This window comes from Mycobacterium bulgaricum, assembly GCF_041287165.2.
Taxonomy (GTDB): Bacteria; Actinomycetota; Actinomycetes; order Mycobacteriales; family Mycobacteriaceae; genus Mycobacterium; species Mycobacterium bulgaricum.
Genome location: NZ_JBGGKV020000007.1, coordinates 112,836 through 128,827 on the forward strand (window position 1 = coordinate 112,836; position 15,992 = coordinate 128,827).

The following is a 15,992-nucleotide window of genomic DNA, read 5'->3' on the forward strand; positions in this document are numbered from 1 at the left end:
CTGGCGCCATCTCCTCGATCCGCAGCGGCGTGCCGCGGCACCAGACGTCAAAGACGAACTGCGCACGGTGTTTCTGTTCGGGTTCCTCACCGACGCCCAAATCGACGTCCTCGGCGCCAACGGCGCAATCACCACCGTCGATGCCGGCTCGATCTGCCGGGAAGGCCAACCGGCACAGTCCTTTTACGTACTCCTCGATGGCGGCGACGTGGTGACGACGAAACGCTCGGGGGCGCAGGACGTCGAGCTGCACCGTACCTCCGAACGCGGTACCTATTTCGGCGCCGTCTTCGGCTGCGCGTCGGTTTACGACGTCACCGTGCGGGTGACGCGACCGTCGCGATTGTTCGTGGTGGAGGCCGGCTTCTTCGCACGGTTCATGCACGCGGTATGGCCCGTCGCCGTGCATCTGCTGGAGAGCACCACGATCGGCGGACTGCGCCAGCGCCAGCTCCTCGGCCTGCAGGAGAGGCAGTACGCGCTGGCCACCGTCACCGCCGGACTGACCCACCAGTTGAACAACCCCGCTGCAGCCACCGTGCGCGCGGTGGCCGACCTGCGTGAGAGCTTGGCCGAGGGACACCGCAATCTCGGGGTGCTGGCGGCGACAGACCCCGATGCGCTGCCGGCACTGGTGGCCATCCAGGCCGATCTCACCGGAAAGCCTGCAGCAGCTACCCTCTCGCCCTTGGAGGTCGCGGATCGCGAAGACGAGATCGACGCGTGGTTCACCGACCACGGCATCGATGACAGCTGGCGCTACGCCTCGACGCTGGTGGAGGCCGACCTCGATGTCGAATGGCTGAACCGAGTGGCTGCAGCGGTCGACCCGGCGTCACTGGAATGCGCCGTCAGCTGGCTCAAGCAATTCGTCGACAGCGAGATGCGGATCCGCGAGATCGCCGAGGCCGGCGCGCGGATCGCCGCTCTGGTCAACGGCGCCAAGCCCTACTCCCAGATGGACCGAGGCCCCTATCAGTGCATCGACGTCCACGAGATGCTGCGCAGCACCGTGCTGATGTTCGGCGACAAGATCGCCACGGTCGGCAAACCCGTCACCCTGGTCAAGGATCTGGACCAGTCGTTGCCCGAAATACATTGCTATCCCGCTGATCTCAATCAGGTGTGGACGAACCTGATCGACAATGCGCTGTATGCGATGAACGGTCGCGGCACGTTGACGGTGCGTACCCGACGCGAAGGCGACTCGATGATCCGAGTGGAGATCTGCGATGACGGACCCGGCATCGCCGACGACGTCATCGGTCGCATCTTCACCCCGTTCTTCACCACCAAACCCGTGGGTGCGGGCCCCGGACTGGGGCTCGACCTGGCGTGGCGTGTCGTCGTAGACCGGCACCGCGGCCACATTTCGGCGCGATCCGCGCCTGGCGACACCCGGTTCATCGTCTGCCTGCCCTTGGAGGCACCCGCCCCCGGCAGCTAGGGAAATCTCTTCCGCAGTTCCCGCCGCGAGCGAATCCCCATCTTGGTGAACACCTTCCGCAGATGCCACTCCACGGTGTGTGCACTGATGAACAGTTGGCCGGCGATCTCCTGATTGGTCAAGCCCTGGCCGGCCAGCTCGGCGATCTGATGCTCCTGCGGGCTCAACTCGTCACCCACGACCGTGGGATGTTTGCGGGTTTTCTGCCCGGCGGCCTGCAGCTCGCGGCGCGCCCGTTCGGCGAACGCCATCGACCCCATGTGAACGAACTCCTGGTGGGCGATGCGCAATGGCTCGCGGGCGACGGTGGCAGGACCGTTGCGGCGCAACCACTCCCCGTAGAGCAGGTGGCTGCGCGCGGCCTGAATCCGCAGCGGAGTCCCTCCGTACTGCGCGATCGCTTCCCGGTACAGCGCGTCTGCCTCGGTGCCGCTGCTCAACAAGGCGGACGCGCGAGCCAGTGAGCCGAGCGCTCGCGCCGTCCCGGCCGCCCGCGTTCGGTCCCGCAGGCACTCGAAGGCCTGCTCGGCGACCGCGCGGTTCTCGCCGCGCACGCCGGCTTCGACCAGCTCGGCCAACACCTCGGGATAGAAGCCGAGGTCGTCGTATTCACTGGCACTGCGGGCGGCGGCCAAGGCTTCGGCGTAGCGGCCCAGCCCGACGTTGAGCACGGCGGTGGCGTAGTGCGCCAGCCCGATCACCCGTCCCTCACCTCGGGCCCGGCCGGAAGCCAGGGCTGCCGTCGCCAACCGGGTGACCTCGGCCTCATCGCCCCGCCACGCCGCCACGATGATCCAGTGGTACTTCAACGGTGCGTAGTCGATGGCGACCGCGAGGTCGTTGGCCTCGGCGACAAGCGCACTGGCCGTTGCCAATTCGCCGTGCTCCACGGCTGCGCCGGCGCGCGACAACAGAGCCGACGGCAGCAACGCCAGCGCCCCGCTGCCGGTCGCCGACTGCACCGCATGCGCGGAGATGTCCCGCCAGCCGTCATCCCACGTCTCGTGGATCAGGCAGTCGTGAACAAGCGGGAATGCCCGCCAGAACCATCCGCGGCCGGAATCGCCGGCGGAGTCCTTGAGCGCGTCAAGGGCGCGGCGCATAGCGGGCATCGCCTCGACCGCCCCCACTGCCAACCGGTCGGCGAGCGCGTGCGTCACCAGGTCCAGCGGGGCCTTCGGCGACAGTTTCGCCAGTGCCGCACGGGCCGTGACGGCGACCTCGACGGCCAGGCCGCCTGCGATGCGCCCGACGTACATCGCCGCGCTGAGGCCCTCCAGGTACGCCTCGGTGGCCAGTGTGGTGTCGAGCGCCATCAACTGACTCGCCACGGCCGTGAACTGCGGTACGGCGGCCACGAGCGCGTCGGCGTCACCGTCGGCGCGTGCTGAGGCGAACGCGAGTCGGGTCCGCAGTTGCGCAGACCGGGCTCGTTGCAGGTCCGACAGCGGTCCCAGCGCCGCGGTGGCCAGCAGGCGGCGTGCGTTGTCGAAGGATGCGATCTCGCGGTGGGCTTCGGCGGCGGCCAGGGCCCGGCCGGTACGCAGAGCCGGGTCGGGAGTCAACTCGACGGCCCGTGTCAGAAAGGCAGCGGCAGAAGCGGTTCCGCCGCGCTGCAGCGCTCGTGCCGCTGAATGCTCAAGGTCCAGTGCCAACTGCTCGTCGAGCGATTCGGCGGCCAGCGCGCGATGCCAGGCCCGGCGGTCCGGGTCGACAGCAGGATCGGTGACCGCCGCCAGCGCCGCGTGCGCGAGCCGCCGCTGAGCGCCGGTGGCACAGCGGTAAGCCACCGACCGCGCCAGCGGGTGGTGGAACTGCACCCGGGTGCCGACCGCGATGAGGCCGAGGTCGTAAGCGGGCTGTATCACAGCGGGTTTGAGGTCCAGGTGCGCCAGCGCTCGTGACAGCAGAGCGGGGTCTCCGACCGGTTCGGCGGCCGCGACAAGCAACAGCATCCTGGTGTCTTCGGGCAGCTCGGCTATCTGAGCGCGGTAGCGCTCTTCGATACCGGCGGTGGCGGTGGCGGTGTGCATGACGGTGACGTCTTTCGGAGTCTCCAACAGCGCTAACGGATTTCCCCGCGCCTCGGCGACGATCCGGTCCAGGATCGCCGTGTCCAGTCGGCCCGGAAAGGTCGACTTCAACAACCTGCGCGCGTCAACGTCGTCGAGCCCACCCACCGCCACGGTCGGCAACCCCGCGGTGCCGTCGATCGGGCTACGCGTGGCGAACGCCAGCCCCACGGACTCGGCCTGCAGACGGCGCGCGACGAAGAAGAGCGTCTGCGCCGACACCTGGTCCAGCCATTGCACATCGTCGACCACGCACAGCACGGGTTGGTCCGCAGCGGCGAACGCGAGCAATCCGAGCACGGCCAACCCGACCAGGAACCTGTTCGGAGCGGAGCCGGTTTCGCTGAGCCCGAAGGCCCGCTCCAAAGCCTCCCGCTGCGGTTGCGGTAGCTCGAACCGGCGATCCATCACCGGCGCGCACAACTGCTGCAGACCGGCGAACGCCAACTCCATGTCGGACTCGACCCCTACCGCGGTCAACACGGTGCAGTCCGCCGCGGACTCGCGCAGGAACGCCAGCAGCGCCGTCTTCCCGATGCCGGCCTCACCGAGCAGTACCCGCACCTCGCTGCGCCCGGAGCGCACGGAGTCCACCATTTCCCGCAGCGCCTGGCATTCGGTGGCGCGGCCCAACAGCACCTCATTGCTTCGGTCGCGGATCGCCGTCACGATCGAGATGACCACCTGTCTGGAACGCCCGCGCAGCCAACGCCCCGGCCGCGATTACCGGCAAATCCTGTCACGTCGGCACGTCGGATGCAGGGCGACCGGCGGACTACGGGCTTTCCGTGGTCCCTGCCGGGCCACGCACCTGCCACTGTTGTCGGACCCCACCGACGGAGGGCACGTTGTGAGCACACCGAACGTCCCGGGACGTACCGCGTTGGTGACCGACGGTACCTCGGAGTTGGGACGGGTCACCGCACGTCTGCTCAAGCACGACGGCGCTCAGCTCATCGTCAGCGGCCGGGAGTCCCGCGCGGGACGATCTGCCGTCAACGAACTCGGCCCCGGCGCCCGGTTCATCGCAGTTGACCTGGGCGATCTCGCTTCCGTCGACCACCTCGCCCGGCAGATGCCGGTCGACATCCTGGTCAACAACGCCGACGTGGCGGACGTCGACACATTGGCCGGTATGTACTTCTTGGTGGCCGCCGTCGCCCCCGGCATGATCCGCCGAGGTGGCGGAACGATCGTCAACGTCGCGTCCGGGACGACAGGTGCCGTCGCAGCACTGACCCGTACCTGGGCCACCGAGTTCGGGTCCGCCGGTATCCGCGTCAACACCGTGGTGACCACCAGTCGGCCGAATGCGCTGGGACGTGTCGGCAAACCCGCTGAGATAGCCGAAGCGATCACCTTTCTCGCCTCCGGTCGAGCGAGCTTCATCACCGGAGCCATGCTGCACGTCGACGGCGGAGCGAGCATCGTCTGACCCGCAATCATTGACATCTGCACGCTTCTGTTTTACGAATGAGGCATGACGGCCACTTTGTCTCATAGTTCGCCGGTGCGGTTCGAGCCGGCCGACGCCACGACGTGGCGGGAACCGTGGCCGATGTACCGGGCGCTGCGCGACCACGACCCGGTCCATCACGTTGTCCCGGCCGACTGCCCTGACCATGACTACTACGTGCTGTCCCGGCACGCCGACATCTGGGCCGGCGCGCGTGACCACGCGACGTTCTCGTCGGCGCAGGGGCTGACGGTCAACTACGGCGAACTCGACCTCATCGGTCTCGCGGACAATCCGCCCATGGTCATGCAGGACCCACCGGTGCACACCGAATTCCGGAAGCTGGTCGCGCGCGGTTTCACACCCCGCCAGGTCGAGGCGGTGGAACCCACGGTCCGCGAGTACGTCATCGAACGCATCGAGCGCCTCAAAGCCGACGGCGGCGGGGACATCGTGGCCGAACTGTTCAAGCCGCTGCCTTCGATGGTGGTCGCACATTATCTCGGTGTGCCCGAGGAAGACCGGTGTAAATTCGACGGCTGGACCGATGCGATCGTCGCGGCCAACACCAGCGAAGGCGGACTCGGCGGGGCGCTGAACACCCTCGGAGATGCCCTCGGCGAGATGATGGGCTACTTCACCTCGCTGATCGAGCGGCGGAGGGTCGAGCCCGAGGATGACACGGTGTCGCACCTGGTCGCGGCGGGAGTCGGCGCAGACGGCGACATCGCCGGCGTGCTGTCGATCCTCGCGTTCACCTTCACCATGGTCACCGGCGGTAACGACACCACCACCGGAATGCTCGGCGGCTCAGTCCAATTACTGCATCAGCGGCCTGACCAACGGCGCTTGCTGGCCGACGATCCGGGGCTGATCCCGGATGCCGTAGACGAGTTCCTGCGGCTCACCTCGCCGGTCCAGATGCTCGGCCGCACCGTCACGCGCGATGTGACGGTTGGCGATGTGACCGTCCCGCAGGGACGACGCGTGATGTTCCTCTATGGTTCCGGCAACCGCGACGAGCGCCAGTTCGGCGACGACGCAGGCGAACTCGACGTGACGCGCAAGCCGCGGAACATCCTGACGTTCAGCCACGGCGCCCACCACTGTCTGGGTGCGGCCGCGGCGCGGATGCAGTCGCGCGTGGCGCTGACCGAACTCCTGACCCGAATCCCCGATTTCGAAGTCGACGAGTCGGGAATCGTCTGGGCGGGAGGCAGCTACGTCCGGCGGCCGTTGTCTGTGCCGTTCTCGGTGACGCGCTGATGGCGGGCGACTGGCTGGCCGAGCGGCGCACCGAGGTGGCCGCAGACCGCATCCTCGACGCGGCAGGCGAACTCTTCGCATCCCAGGCCGCCGCGACCGTCGGGATGCACGAGATCGCCTCGGCTGCCGGATGTTCACGCGCAACGCTGTACCGGTACTTCGAGAACCGGGAAGCGCTCTACACGGCCTACGTGCACCGGGAGAGCTACCGGCTCTACCGGGAGATGACCGAACAGATCATGTCTTTCGACGATCCGCGGGACCGGCTGATCGAGGGCTTGCTCGCGTCGCTGCGCAATGTGCGCGAAAGCCCTGCCCTGTCTTCGTGGTTCGCGACTACCCAGCGGCCCATCGGGGCCGAGATGGCCGAGGAATCCGAGGTCATCAAGGCGCTGACGGAGGCATTCGTCATCTCGCTCGGGGCCGACGACGCCGAACACGTCGCCCGTCGGTCCCGCTGGCTGGTTCGGGTGATGACCTCGCTGATGCTGTTCCCCGGGCACGACGAAGACGACGAGCGCACCATGCTCGAAGAGTTCGTGGTGCCGATCGTGCTACCGAAACGGCCAGCTGATCAGGCCACCCAATAGGCTTGTGCCTTGACGGATTTGCGCGCGATCTTGTAATCCTCGCGCAGCAGTTTCGCAACCGCTCGGGTGGTGCGGTTGTCGCATGCGACCCAGCCGAAATGGTCGGACGCATCGAAGGCGGCCGAACCGACGGCCGCGACGAGACCGGCGCCGGCGTTCTCACGGTCCACCCACGTGACATCCGCGCCGCGACGAACCGGCAGCTGTCTGTCGTCCTCGTGGGCAGCTTCGAGGAAGATCCGCGCGGGGGCGTCGCCGATGGCACCGAGCAGTGAGTTGATCGCGGGCAGCGACGCCGTGTCACCAACAATCACGTACCCGGCCGGCCGGGGCTCGGGCAGCGCGAAGTTGCTGCCCAGCACTGTCGCCTCGATCGTGTCGCCCGGCTGCGCCTGCTCGGCCCACCGCGACGCAACGCCGTCGTGCAGGGCGAACTCCACGTCCACGGTGTCGCTGGCCGGGTCCGGGTTGACCAGCGTGTAGCCGCGCTGGTGCAGCTTTTCGCCGTCGGTGAACCACATGCGGATCCACTGCGTCGGGTGTAGCGAACGGTCTTCCAGCAGACCGCCTGCCTGGAAGCTCAGCCGCAGGTAGTGCGGGCTGACCTCGGTGCGTCCGGTGACAGTGAGCTCATAGTCGCCCGCACGCAGCAGCTTGAGAACCGCACCGGCGAACCCGCGCGACAACTTGGTGTCCGACATGGACCCATCACTCCTCCCTGCGATTAGTTAGGTCAGCTTAACCTAACTAGTCGAGCAGTCGGAGCGTCGCCGCTCAGCTGCGCACGCGCGTGAACCGGTGCAGCAGCCAGGCCAGCGGGATGGTCACCAGGAGCGTGCCGAAGAACAGCATCCACACCGACCCGGTGTAGATCGGATACCGCACGATCTCGACCATCACCAGCTCCATGGTGACCAGGTGGATCAGGAAGATCTCATAGGAGATCTCGCCCAGGAACACCATGGGCCGGCTCGCCATCAGCCGCGAGTACAGGCCCGTGTCGCCCAGCGCGAGCGGCGCCACCACCAGCGTCGCGATCGCCGCATAGAACGCCGTCTTGAACAGCGCCTCGTGCAGCCCGGCGGGCGAGGTCGTCGGCTCCCCCGCGATGGGCGTCGAGACGATGAAATAGCTGACCACCGCCAGTGGCACACACACCAACGCATAGGCACGGACACCCATCGGCTGCAGCGCGGCCAACAGCATCCCGCCGACGAACCACGCGAGATAGCCGGGCAGCCAGAGCTTGCCGCCGTCGGGCAGGAAGTCGGTGCTGTGCACCAGCCACATCCACGCCGGCGACACCATGGCCAGCACGGCCAGCCCCGTCAGCAGAAGCCCGGGGCGCCAACGCCTGCGGCACAGCACCACGAGGAGCAGGTAGGCCAGCACAGGCAGCGCGATGTAGAAGGCAACCTCCACCGCGAGGCTCCACATCTGCGTAAGACCCTGGTGCAGAAACGAATACAGGTAATTGTCGGTGTAGATCTGGGTCAGGGTGAGGTTGCGGAACAGGCCTTCCCAGGTGTGCCCGGGATTGGGTCCGGCCGTGCGGAAGTGGTAGACGAGATACGCCGCGACGACGGTGACGACGTAGGCCGGCATGATGCGACGTACCCGGTGCCAGGCGTAACGCCGCACCGAGGGCGCCGGTTCTGCGGCGAAGGCGGCCCTGACCCAGGGCAGGAACAGCAAGAATCCCGACAGCACGAAGAAGATCGGCACGCCGATCTCCATCCGCGAATAGACCAGGCCCACATAGCCTTGCGGGTACTTACCGGTCGTGTACGCAGCGTGGGTCAGCACCACCAGAAGCGCGGCCACCGCACGAATACCGGTGAGCGAGGCGACACGCTCCGTGGTGACCGACTCGAGTCCGCCCGCCGCCTCGACGCCGGACCTGCCCGTGCTCGCGGGCAAGGTCACTTGGTCTTGGGCTTCCCCCGGTGCGGTTTCGGACCGCGATCGGGTTGGAGCTGGATCAGCTGACCCTGAATCCTGGTGTTCTCCAACGCTTTGAGCGTCTTGCCGGGCAGCTTGGCGGGCAGCTCCACCAGGGAGTGATCGACCTTGATGGTGATGTGGCCGAAGTCGCTGCGGTGCAATCCGCCTTCGTTGGCGATCGCACCCACGATCGCGCCGGGGGCGACCTTGTGCCGCTTGCCCACCGAGATCCGGTACGTCGCGAGATCGCTGCGCCGCTCACGCTGCTTGCGCGGCGGGCCGTCGCTTCGATCTCCACGGTCGGGGCGTTCGCGGCGCTTCTCCGGCGGCGGTTCCGTCATCAGGAACTCTTCACCGTCGCGGCTCTGCAGGGCGAGCGCGGCCGCGATATCGGCCATCGGAACGTCGTGGTCGCGCTCGTAGCCCTCGATGAGCTTGCGGAACAGGTCGATACCCGGCTTGGCCAGTGCATCGGTGATCGAATCGCTGAACTTCGCGACGCGCTTTTCGTTGACATCGTCGACCGACGGCAGCTCGGACTCCACCAGCTTCTGGCGCGTCACCCGCTCGATGGCGTTGAGCAGATGCCGTTCGCGTGGCGTCACGAACAGCAGCGCCGTGCCCGACCGGCCCGCGCGCCCGGTGCGCCCGATCCGGTGGACGTAGGACTCCGGATCGTGCGGGATGTCGAAGTTCACGACGTGGGAGATGCGCTCCACGTCCAGGCCCCGGGCCGCGACGTCCGTGGCGACCAGGATGTCGATGGTCCCGTCCTTGAGCGCGTTGATGGTGCGCTCGCGGACCGCCTGCGGGATGTCGCCGTTGATGGCCGCCGCGGCGAACCCGCGAGCCTTGAGCTTCTCGGCGACCTCCTCGGTGGCCTGTTTCGTGCGGACGAAGACGATCATCGCGTCGCCCTGCTCGACTTCGAGCAGCCGAGTCAGCGCGTCCATCTTGCGCGGGTAGGACACCAGGAAATAGCGCTGCGTGATGTTCTCGGCGGTCTGCGTCTTCGCCTTGACCGTCACCTCGACCGGATCGTGCAGGTACTTGGCGGTGATCTTCTTGATCGCCGGCGGCATCGTCGCCGAGAACAGCGCGACCTGCTTGTACTCGGGGGTGTCGGCCAAGATGCGTTCGACGTCCTCGGCGAAGCCCATCTGCAGCATCTCGTCGGCCTCGTCGAGCACCAGGTAGTCCAGGTGCGAGAGGTCGAGGCTGCCCTTCTCCAGGTGGTCGATCACGCGACCCGGCGTGCCGACGACGACCTGGGCGCCGCGCTTGAGCCCGGACAGCTGGGGCACGTAGGACGAGCCGCCGTAGATCGGGAGCACGTTGACGCGAAGGTGCGCGCCGTACCGGCCGAAAGCCTCCGCGACCTGCAGCGCGAGCTCACGGGTCGGCGCCAGGACCAGCGCCTGCGTGTTGCGGCTGTCGGTGTCGATCTTGGACAGGATCGGGATCGCGAAGGCGGCGGTCTTGCCGGTTCCGGTCTGCGCCAGCCCGACGACGTCGGAACCCGCCAGCATGGCCGGGATCGTCGCCGCCTGGATCGGTGAGGGCGATTCGTATCCGACGTCGGCGACGGCCTGCAGCACCGATGGGTGTATCTGCAGGTCAGCAAAGGTCAGGTCTGCGGGCTCTTGCTCCGCATTCGAGGACGTCATCGAGGTTGAAGTCTAGTGCCAACCGGCGAGACGTCCGGCCAGTGCCGGATACGCGGTGCGCCTCGCCGCGCCCCGCCCGTCCTGCCGGTACGGTGCCCAACTGTGAAATGGGCGTCGGTCGTCGGCTCCGTGGTGGCCGTAGCAGCGATCACCACCGCCTGCAGCCCCGGCGACTCGACGGTGTCGAAGACGCCCGACCAGACCACCCCGGCGGCCGCCGCGCCGGCCACCCCGCCGCCGGGGCAGCCCACCGGTCCTCCGCCCGGACCCGCCCCTGCTGACGACCCGTGCGCGACCGACCTGGCGGCGCCCGAGATCGCGCAGGCCGTCTCCGAACTGCCCCGCGACCCGCGAAGCAATCAGGCCTGGAATCCCGAACCCCTGGCGGGCAACTACAACGAGTGCGCGCAGCTGTCGGCGGTCATCATCAAAGCGAACACCAACTCAGACAATCCGAACACGCGCGCCCTGCTGTTCCACCAAGGCAAGTTCATTCCGACGGGCGTGCCCGACACCTACGGTTTCAACGGTCTCGACAGCGCGCAGACCACCGGCGACACGGTCGCGCTGAAGTTCTCCGGTGGCGTGCCGGGGCTCGACAGCGTCGTGAAGTTCCGCTGGAACGGCAGCGGGGTCGAGCTGATCGGCAACACGCCCGGCTGACCTTCCGCGAAATATCATTCCGGGTCGTTGTCGAGGCCGGAATCGCGACCCGGAATGATATTTCGCGGCGATGGGCTGTCGGTGTATTCGCTTACAGTGGCTGCGTGTTCGTGGCCACCGATGCGGGCGAAAGCCGTGTCATCTACAGCGCGTCCGACCTGGCTGCCGCGGCGCGCTGCGAGTACGCGCTGCTGCGCTCGTTCGACGCACGGCTCGGGTGGGGGCCGGCGGTCTCGGGCGACGATGAACTGCTGGCCCGCACCGCATCCCTCGGCGACGAGCACGAGCAGCGCCACCTCGCCGAGCTCCGGCTGGCCGCCGAAGTCGCCATCATCGGCAGGCCCAAGTACACCGTCGCGGGGCTGACGGCTGCAGCCGAGCAGACGCAGCGTGCGATCGAGGACCGCGCGCCGGTCATCTACCAAGCCGCCATGTTCGACGGGCGCTTCGCCGGCTTCGCCGATTTCCTGGTGCTGGAGGACAGCGGACGCTACCGCCTGCGCGACACGAAGCTCGCCCGGTCGGTCAAGGTCGAGGCACTGCTGCAGATGGCGGCATACATCGAAACCCTCACCGCGGCAGGCGTTCCGGTGGCACCGGAAGTCGATCTGGTACTGGGCGACAGCACGGTGGTGAGCTACGGCGTCGACGAACTGCTGCCGGTGTACCGGCCGCGCCGCAACGCGCTGCAGCAGCTTCTCGACGGGCACCTCGCCGGTGGACGAGCAGTCGCGTGGGAGGACGAGCACGTGCGGGCATGCTTCCGGTGCTCCGAATGCGAGGCGAAGGTCCGCGAACACGACGACCTGCTGCTGGTCGCCGGCATGCGGGTCAGCCAGCGGGCCCGCCTGATCGACGCCGGCATCACCACCGTCAGTGAACTTGCCGCGCACGACGGCCCGGTGCCCGAACTGTCGACGCGAACCGTCGCCGCACTCACCTCACAAGCCCGGCTTCAGACCACCGAACGGACTGACGGCAAGCCGCCCTACGAGCTCGTCGACGCGCAGCCGTTGATGGTGTTGCCCGACGTCGACAGAGGCGACCTGTTCTTCGATTTCGAGGGCGACCCGCTGTGGACCACCGACGGCCAGGACTGGGGCCTCGAATACCTGTGGGGCGTGCTCACCGTTTCCGACGACTTCCAGCCGTTCTGGGCGCACAACCGTGCAGAAGAGCGCCGGGCGCTCAAAGACTTCCTGACGTTCGTGCGCAAGCGCAGACGCCGCTACCCCCGCATGCACGTCTATCACTACGCGGCTTACGAGAAGAGCACGCTGCTGCGCCTGGCCGGCCGCTACGGGGTCGGCGAACACGAGGTCGACGAGCTGCTGCGCGACGGGGTGCTCGTCGATCTGTATCCCCTGGTGCGCAAAAGCATTCGAGTCGGCACCGAGAACTACAGCATCAAATCGCTTGAACCGCTGTACATGGGCAACGAACTGCGCGACGGTGAGGTCACCACCGCCACCGCGTCGATCACCGAGTACGCCCGCTACTGCGAGCTTCGCGACGAGGGCCGCACCGACGATGCCGCCACTGTGCTCAAGGAGATTGAGGAGTACAACCGCTACGACTGCCGTTCGACGCGGAGGCTGCGGGATTGGCTGATGGCGCGCGCCATCGAATGCGGCGTCCCCCCGCGCGGACCTGTGGTCGTCAGCACCGAACACGCCGTCGCAGAACCCGACGACGTCGAACGCACACTGCTCACGTTCGCAGGCGACGGCATCGACATCCGCACGCCCGAACAATCCGCAGCCGCAATGATGGCTGCCGCCAAGGGTTTTCACAAGCGAGAGGACAAGCCGTTCTGGTGGGCGCACTTCGACCGGGTCAACAATCCGGTGGACGAATGGTCCGACGACGGCGATGTCTTCATCGCCGACGACCATGAGATCGTCGCCGACTGGCACAAGCCGCCCAAGGCACGCAAACCGCAGCGCCACGTGCGGCTGTTCGGCGAGATCGCCAACGGCGAACTGGGCAGAGAGATGTACGCCCTTTACGACCCGCCGTCACCGGCCGGGTTGACCGACGATCCCGACCGCCGGGGATTCGGTTCGGTGACCGTCACCGGGTGCGACGATCCCGAGGCCCCGACCGAGGTCCTCATCGTCGAACGGCAACCCAAGGACGGTGACACCTTCGACCAGGTGCCGTTCGCGCTGACCCCCGGGCCGCCGATCAGCACGACCATGCTGCAGGAAGCCATCGCCGACACCGCGGGATTGATGGCAGGCGGATTGCCGAATCTGCCCGCCGACGCGCTGACCGACATCCTGCTGCGGCGGCCACCACGCACCCGCAGCGGCGCTCCTCTGCCCCGCAGCGGCGACGTCGTCACCGACATCACCGCGGCGCTACTCGACCTCGACTCGTCCTATCTCGCCGTGCACGGTCCGCCGGGCACCGGCAAGACGTATACCTCGGCGCAGGTCATCGCCGCGCTCGTCACCGAGCACCACTGGTCGATTGGTGTGGTCGCACAGTCGCACGCCGTGGTGGAGAACCTGTTCGCCGGTGTCATGGACGCCGGTGTGGACGGAGCCCGGGTCGGCAAGAAACTGCACACGGTCAGCACCGGGTGGACGGAGCTGGATCGCGACGACTATGCCATGTTCATCTGCCAGGGCGGCTGCGTAGTCGGCGGCACCGCATGGGATTTCGCCAATGCCAACAAGTTCGATCGCGGCAGCCTCGACCTGCTGGTCATCGAGGAGGCCGGGCAGTTCAGCCTCGCCAACACCGTCGCGGTGTCCCGGGCGGCACGCAACCTGCTCCTGCTCGGTGATCCGCAGCAGCTGCCCCAGGTCAGCCAGGGCACCCATCCCGAACCTGTCGACGGTTCGGCGCTCGGGTGGCTCGTCGACGGTCACCACACCCTGCCGCCCGAACGCGGCTATTTCCTCGACCTGTCCTACCGCATGCATCCCGAGGTCTGCCGGGCCGTGTCGCGGCTGTCCTACGACCGCAGGCTGCACTCCCATGAGCTGGTCACCGCCGCGCGCCGCCTTGAGGGCGTCGCCCCCGGCGTACGCACCCTGAGCGTCAGACACCTCGGCAACGCCAACGAGAGCCCGGAGGAAGCCGCCGCGATCGTCGCCGAGATCGAAGGGCTGCTCGGCACACCCTGGACCGACGAGAAAGGCACCCGTCCGCTGGCACAGGCCGACATTCTCGTCGTCACCCCCTACAACGCCCAGGTGGTCCAGGTCCGTCGCCATCTTGAGGCCGCCGGTCTGACCGAGGTCCGCGCAGGCACCGTCGACAAGTTCCAGGGACAGCAGGCTCCGGTGGTGTTCGTGTCGATGACGGCGTCCTCGATCGACGACGTACCGCGCGGAATCGCGTTTTTGCTCAACAGAAATCGTCTCAACGTGGCGGTGAGCCGGGCCAAGTACCTGGCGATGATCGTGCGCTCGGACCAGCTGACCGAATACCTGCCGGGGACACCGGACCGGCTGGTCGAATTGGGCTCGTTCCTGTGCCTCACCGACTGTGATACACCGGGCCAGTGACCGAAGCGCTGACCGAGCGGCTCGCGGCGATCGTCGGAGTGGCCTACGTGACCACCGACGGCGACGTCCTCGACGGTCGATCCGTCGACCACACCGGCAGGTATCGCGGACATGCGTCGGCGTTGGTGCGGCCGGGATCGACCGACGAGGTGGCGGCAGTGCTGCGGGAGTGTCGCGAGGCGGGTGTCAGCGTGACGGTGCAGGGCGGGCGGACGTCGCTGGTGGCGGGCACGGTGCCCGAGCACGACGACGTACTGCTCTCGACCGAGCGGTTACGCGACATCGGAGACGTCGACGTGGTGGAGCGCCGGGTGCGGGCGGGCGCCGGCGCGACACTGGCCGACGTCCAGCGGGCGGCCACCGCGGCCGGCCTGGTCTTCGGGGTCGACCTCGCCGCCCGTGATACGGCCACCGTCGGCGGCATGGCGTCGACGAACGCGGGCGGGCTGCGCACGGTCTGCTACGGCAACATGGGCGAGCAGGTGATCGGGCTCGACGTCGTGCTCCCCGACGGGTCGGTGGTGCACCGCCACAGCCAGGTCCGAAGCGACAACACTGGTTACGACCTGGCGTCGCTGTTCGTGGGCGCCGAAGGCACGCTCGGGGTGATCACCGCGCTGGACCTGCGGCTGCATCCGACCCCCCGCCGACGTGTCACGGCCATCTGCGGTTTCGCCGACCTGGATGCGTTGATCGTGACCGGCCGCGTGTTCCGCGACATGGAAGGCATTGCGGCGCTGGAACTCATCGACGCCAGGGCGAGTGCGCTGACCGCCGAGCACGCCGGGGTTTCGGCCCCCGTGCAGGGCGCGTGGCAGCTGTTGATCGAACTCGCCGGGGAGACCGACCTCACCGATCGGCTGGCCGATGCGCTCGAGGACGCGGAGCTGTCCGACGAACCCGCCGTCGGTGTCGACGCGAATGCCCAGCAGCGGCTGTGGCAGGTCCGCGAGGCCGTCGCCGAGGCGCTCGGGGTCTACGGTCCGCCGCTGAAATTCGATGTCTCACTTCCACTCTCGGCGATCCACGGGTTCTCCGAAGACGCCGCACGCCTGATCGCCGAACATGCGCCCGATGCGATCCCCGTGCTGTTCGGCCACATCGGCGAGGGGAACCTTCACCTCAACATCGTGCGCTGCGCACTCACCGGCGACGCCGAACGTCAGCTGTACTCCGCGATGATGGAGCTCATCGCGAACCACGGCGGCAACGTCAGCTCCGAACACGGCGTCGGGACCCGCAAACGCGACTACCTGTCGATGGCGCGCACCGACGCCGACATCGCCGCGATGCGCGCCCTCAAGAACGCCTTCGACCCCACCGGCTACCTCAATCGCGCGGTTCTGTTCCGCTGACAGGTAGCGTG

At 67.7% G+C, this 15,992-nt stretch carries 11 protein-coding genes; 7 read left to right on the top strand and 4 right to left on the bottom strand.

The features are described from left to right. Window positions 1-67 precede the first annotated feature (67 nt). Entirely contained in the window at window positions 68-1,447 is a 1,380-nt protein-coding gene (locus tag ACAG24_RS19310) for an ATP-binding protein (RefSeq protein ID WP_370474989.1), read from the top strand. On the opposite strand, the gene ACAG24_RS19315 is transcribed toward ACAG24_RS19310, so the two are convergent. Beyond that, entirely contained in the window at window positions 1,444-4,203 is a 2,760-nt protein-coding gene (locus ACAG24_RS19315; protein WP_370474896.1) for a helix-turn-helix transcriptional regulator, read from the bottom strand. The two genes, ACAG24_RS19310 and ACAG24_RS19315, sit on opposite strands and share 4 nt — an antisense overlap. A 166-nt stretch (window positions 4,204-4,369) precedes the next feature. Here ACAG24_RS19315 and ACAG24_RS19320 point away from each other — a divergent pair, with 166 nt between their 5' ends. Genes ACAG24_RS19320 through ACAG24_RS19330 form a run of 3 tightly spaced genes read left to right on the top strand, consistent with a single transcriptional unit; the run spans window position 4,370 to window position 6,831 of the window. Further along, complete coding sequence (locus ACAG24_RS19320) at window positions 4,370-4,954, top strand: SDR family NAD(P)-dependent oxidoreductase (protein ID WP_370474897.1); 585 nt, start codon at window positions 4,370-4,372, stop codon at window positions 4,952-4,954. Window positions 4,955-4,999: 45 nt separating this feature from the next. Beyond that, window positions 5,000-6,241, top strand: coding sequence for a cytochrome P450 (locus ACAG24_RS19325; RefSeq protein ID WP_370474898.1), 1,242 nt, complete (start codon window positions 5,000-5,002; stop codon window positions 6,239-6,241). After that, window positions 6,241-6,831 (top strand): TetR/AcrR family transcriptional regulator, encoded by a 591-nt coding sequence (locus ACAG24_RS19330; RefSeq protein WP_370474899.1) that lies wholly within the window; start codon window positions 6,241-6,243, stop codon window positions 6,829-6,831. The genes ACAG24_RS19325 and ACAG24_RS19330 overlap by 1 nt, the downstream gene beginning before the upstream one ends. On the opposite strand, the gene ACAG24_RS19335 is transcribed toward ACAG24_RS19330, so the two are convergent. The 3 genes from ACAG24_RS19335 to ACAG24_RS19345 all read right to left on the bottom strand — a co-directional run bounded on the left by ACAG24_RS19335 (window position 6,816) and on the right by ACAG24_RS19345 (window position 10,442). Next, window positions 6,816-7,532 (bottom strand): siderophore-interacting protein, encoded by a 717-nt coding sequence (locus ACAG24_RS19335; protein WP_370474901.1) that lies wholly within the window; start codon window positions 7,530-7,532, stop codon window positions 6,816-6,818. The two genes, ACAG24_RS19330 and ACAG24_RS19335, sit on opposite strands and share 16 nt — an antisense overlap. A gap of 73 nt (window positions 7,533-7,605) precedes the next feature. Further along, window positions 7,606-8,757 carry an acyltransferase family protein gene (locus ACAG24_RS19340; RefSeq protein ID WP_370474902.1) on the bottom strand — a complete coding sequence of 384 codons (1,152 nt, stop codon included), beginning with the start codon at window positions 8,755-8,757 and terminating at the stop codon, window positions 7,606-7,608. Further along, window positions 8,754-10,442: a DEAD/DEAH box helicase gene (locus ACAG24_RS19345; protein ID WP_370474903.1), complete on the bottom strand. Its 1,689-nt coding sequence runs from the start codon at window positions 10,440-10,442 to the stop codon at window positions 8,754-8,756. The genes ACAG24_RS19340 and ACAG24_RS19345 overlap by 4 nt, the downstream gene beginning before the upstream one ends. A 102-nt stretch (window positions 10,443-10,544) precedes the next feature. On the opposite strand from ACAG24_RS19345, the gene ACAG24_RS19350 reads away from it, so the two are divergent. The 3 genes from ACAG24_RS19350 (at window position 10,545) to ACAG24_RS19360 (ending at window position 15,981) form a co-directional block, all read left to right on the top strand. After that, window positions 10,545-11,105, top strand: coding sequence for an LppP/LprE family lipoprotein (locus ACAG24_RS19350; RefSeq protein WP_370474904.1), 561 nt, complete (start codon window positions 10,545-10,547; stop codon window positions 11,103-11,105). Window positions 11,106-11,209: 104 nt separating this feature from the next. Then, on the top strand, window positions 11,210-14,626 hold the full coding sequence (locus ACAG24_RS19355; protein WP_370474905.1) for a TM0106 family RecB-like putative nuclease: 3,417 nt from the start codon (window positions 11,210-11,212) through the stop codon (window positions 14,624-14,626). After that, window positions 14,623-15,981 (top strand): FAD-binding oxidoreductase, encoded by a 1,359-nt coding sequence (locus ACAG24_RS19360; protein ID WP_370474906.1) that lies wholly within the window; start codon window positions 14,623-14,625, stop codon window positions 15,979-15,981. The genes ACAG24_RS19355 and ACAG24_RS19360 overlap by 4 nt, the downstream gene beginning before the upstream one ends. The last annotated feature ends 11 nt before the right edge of the window (window positions 15,982-15,992 follow it).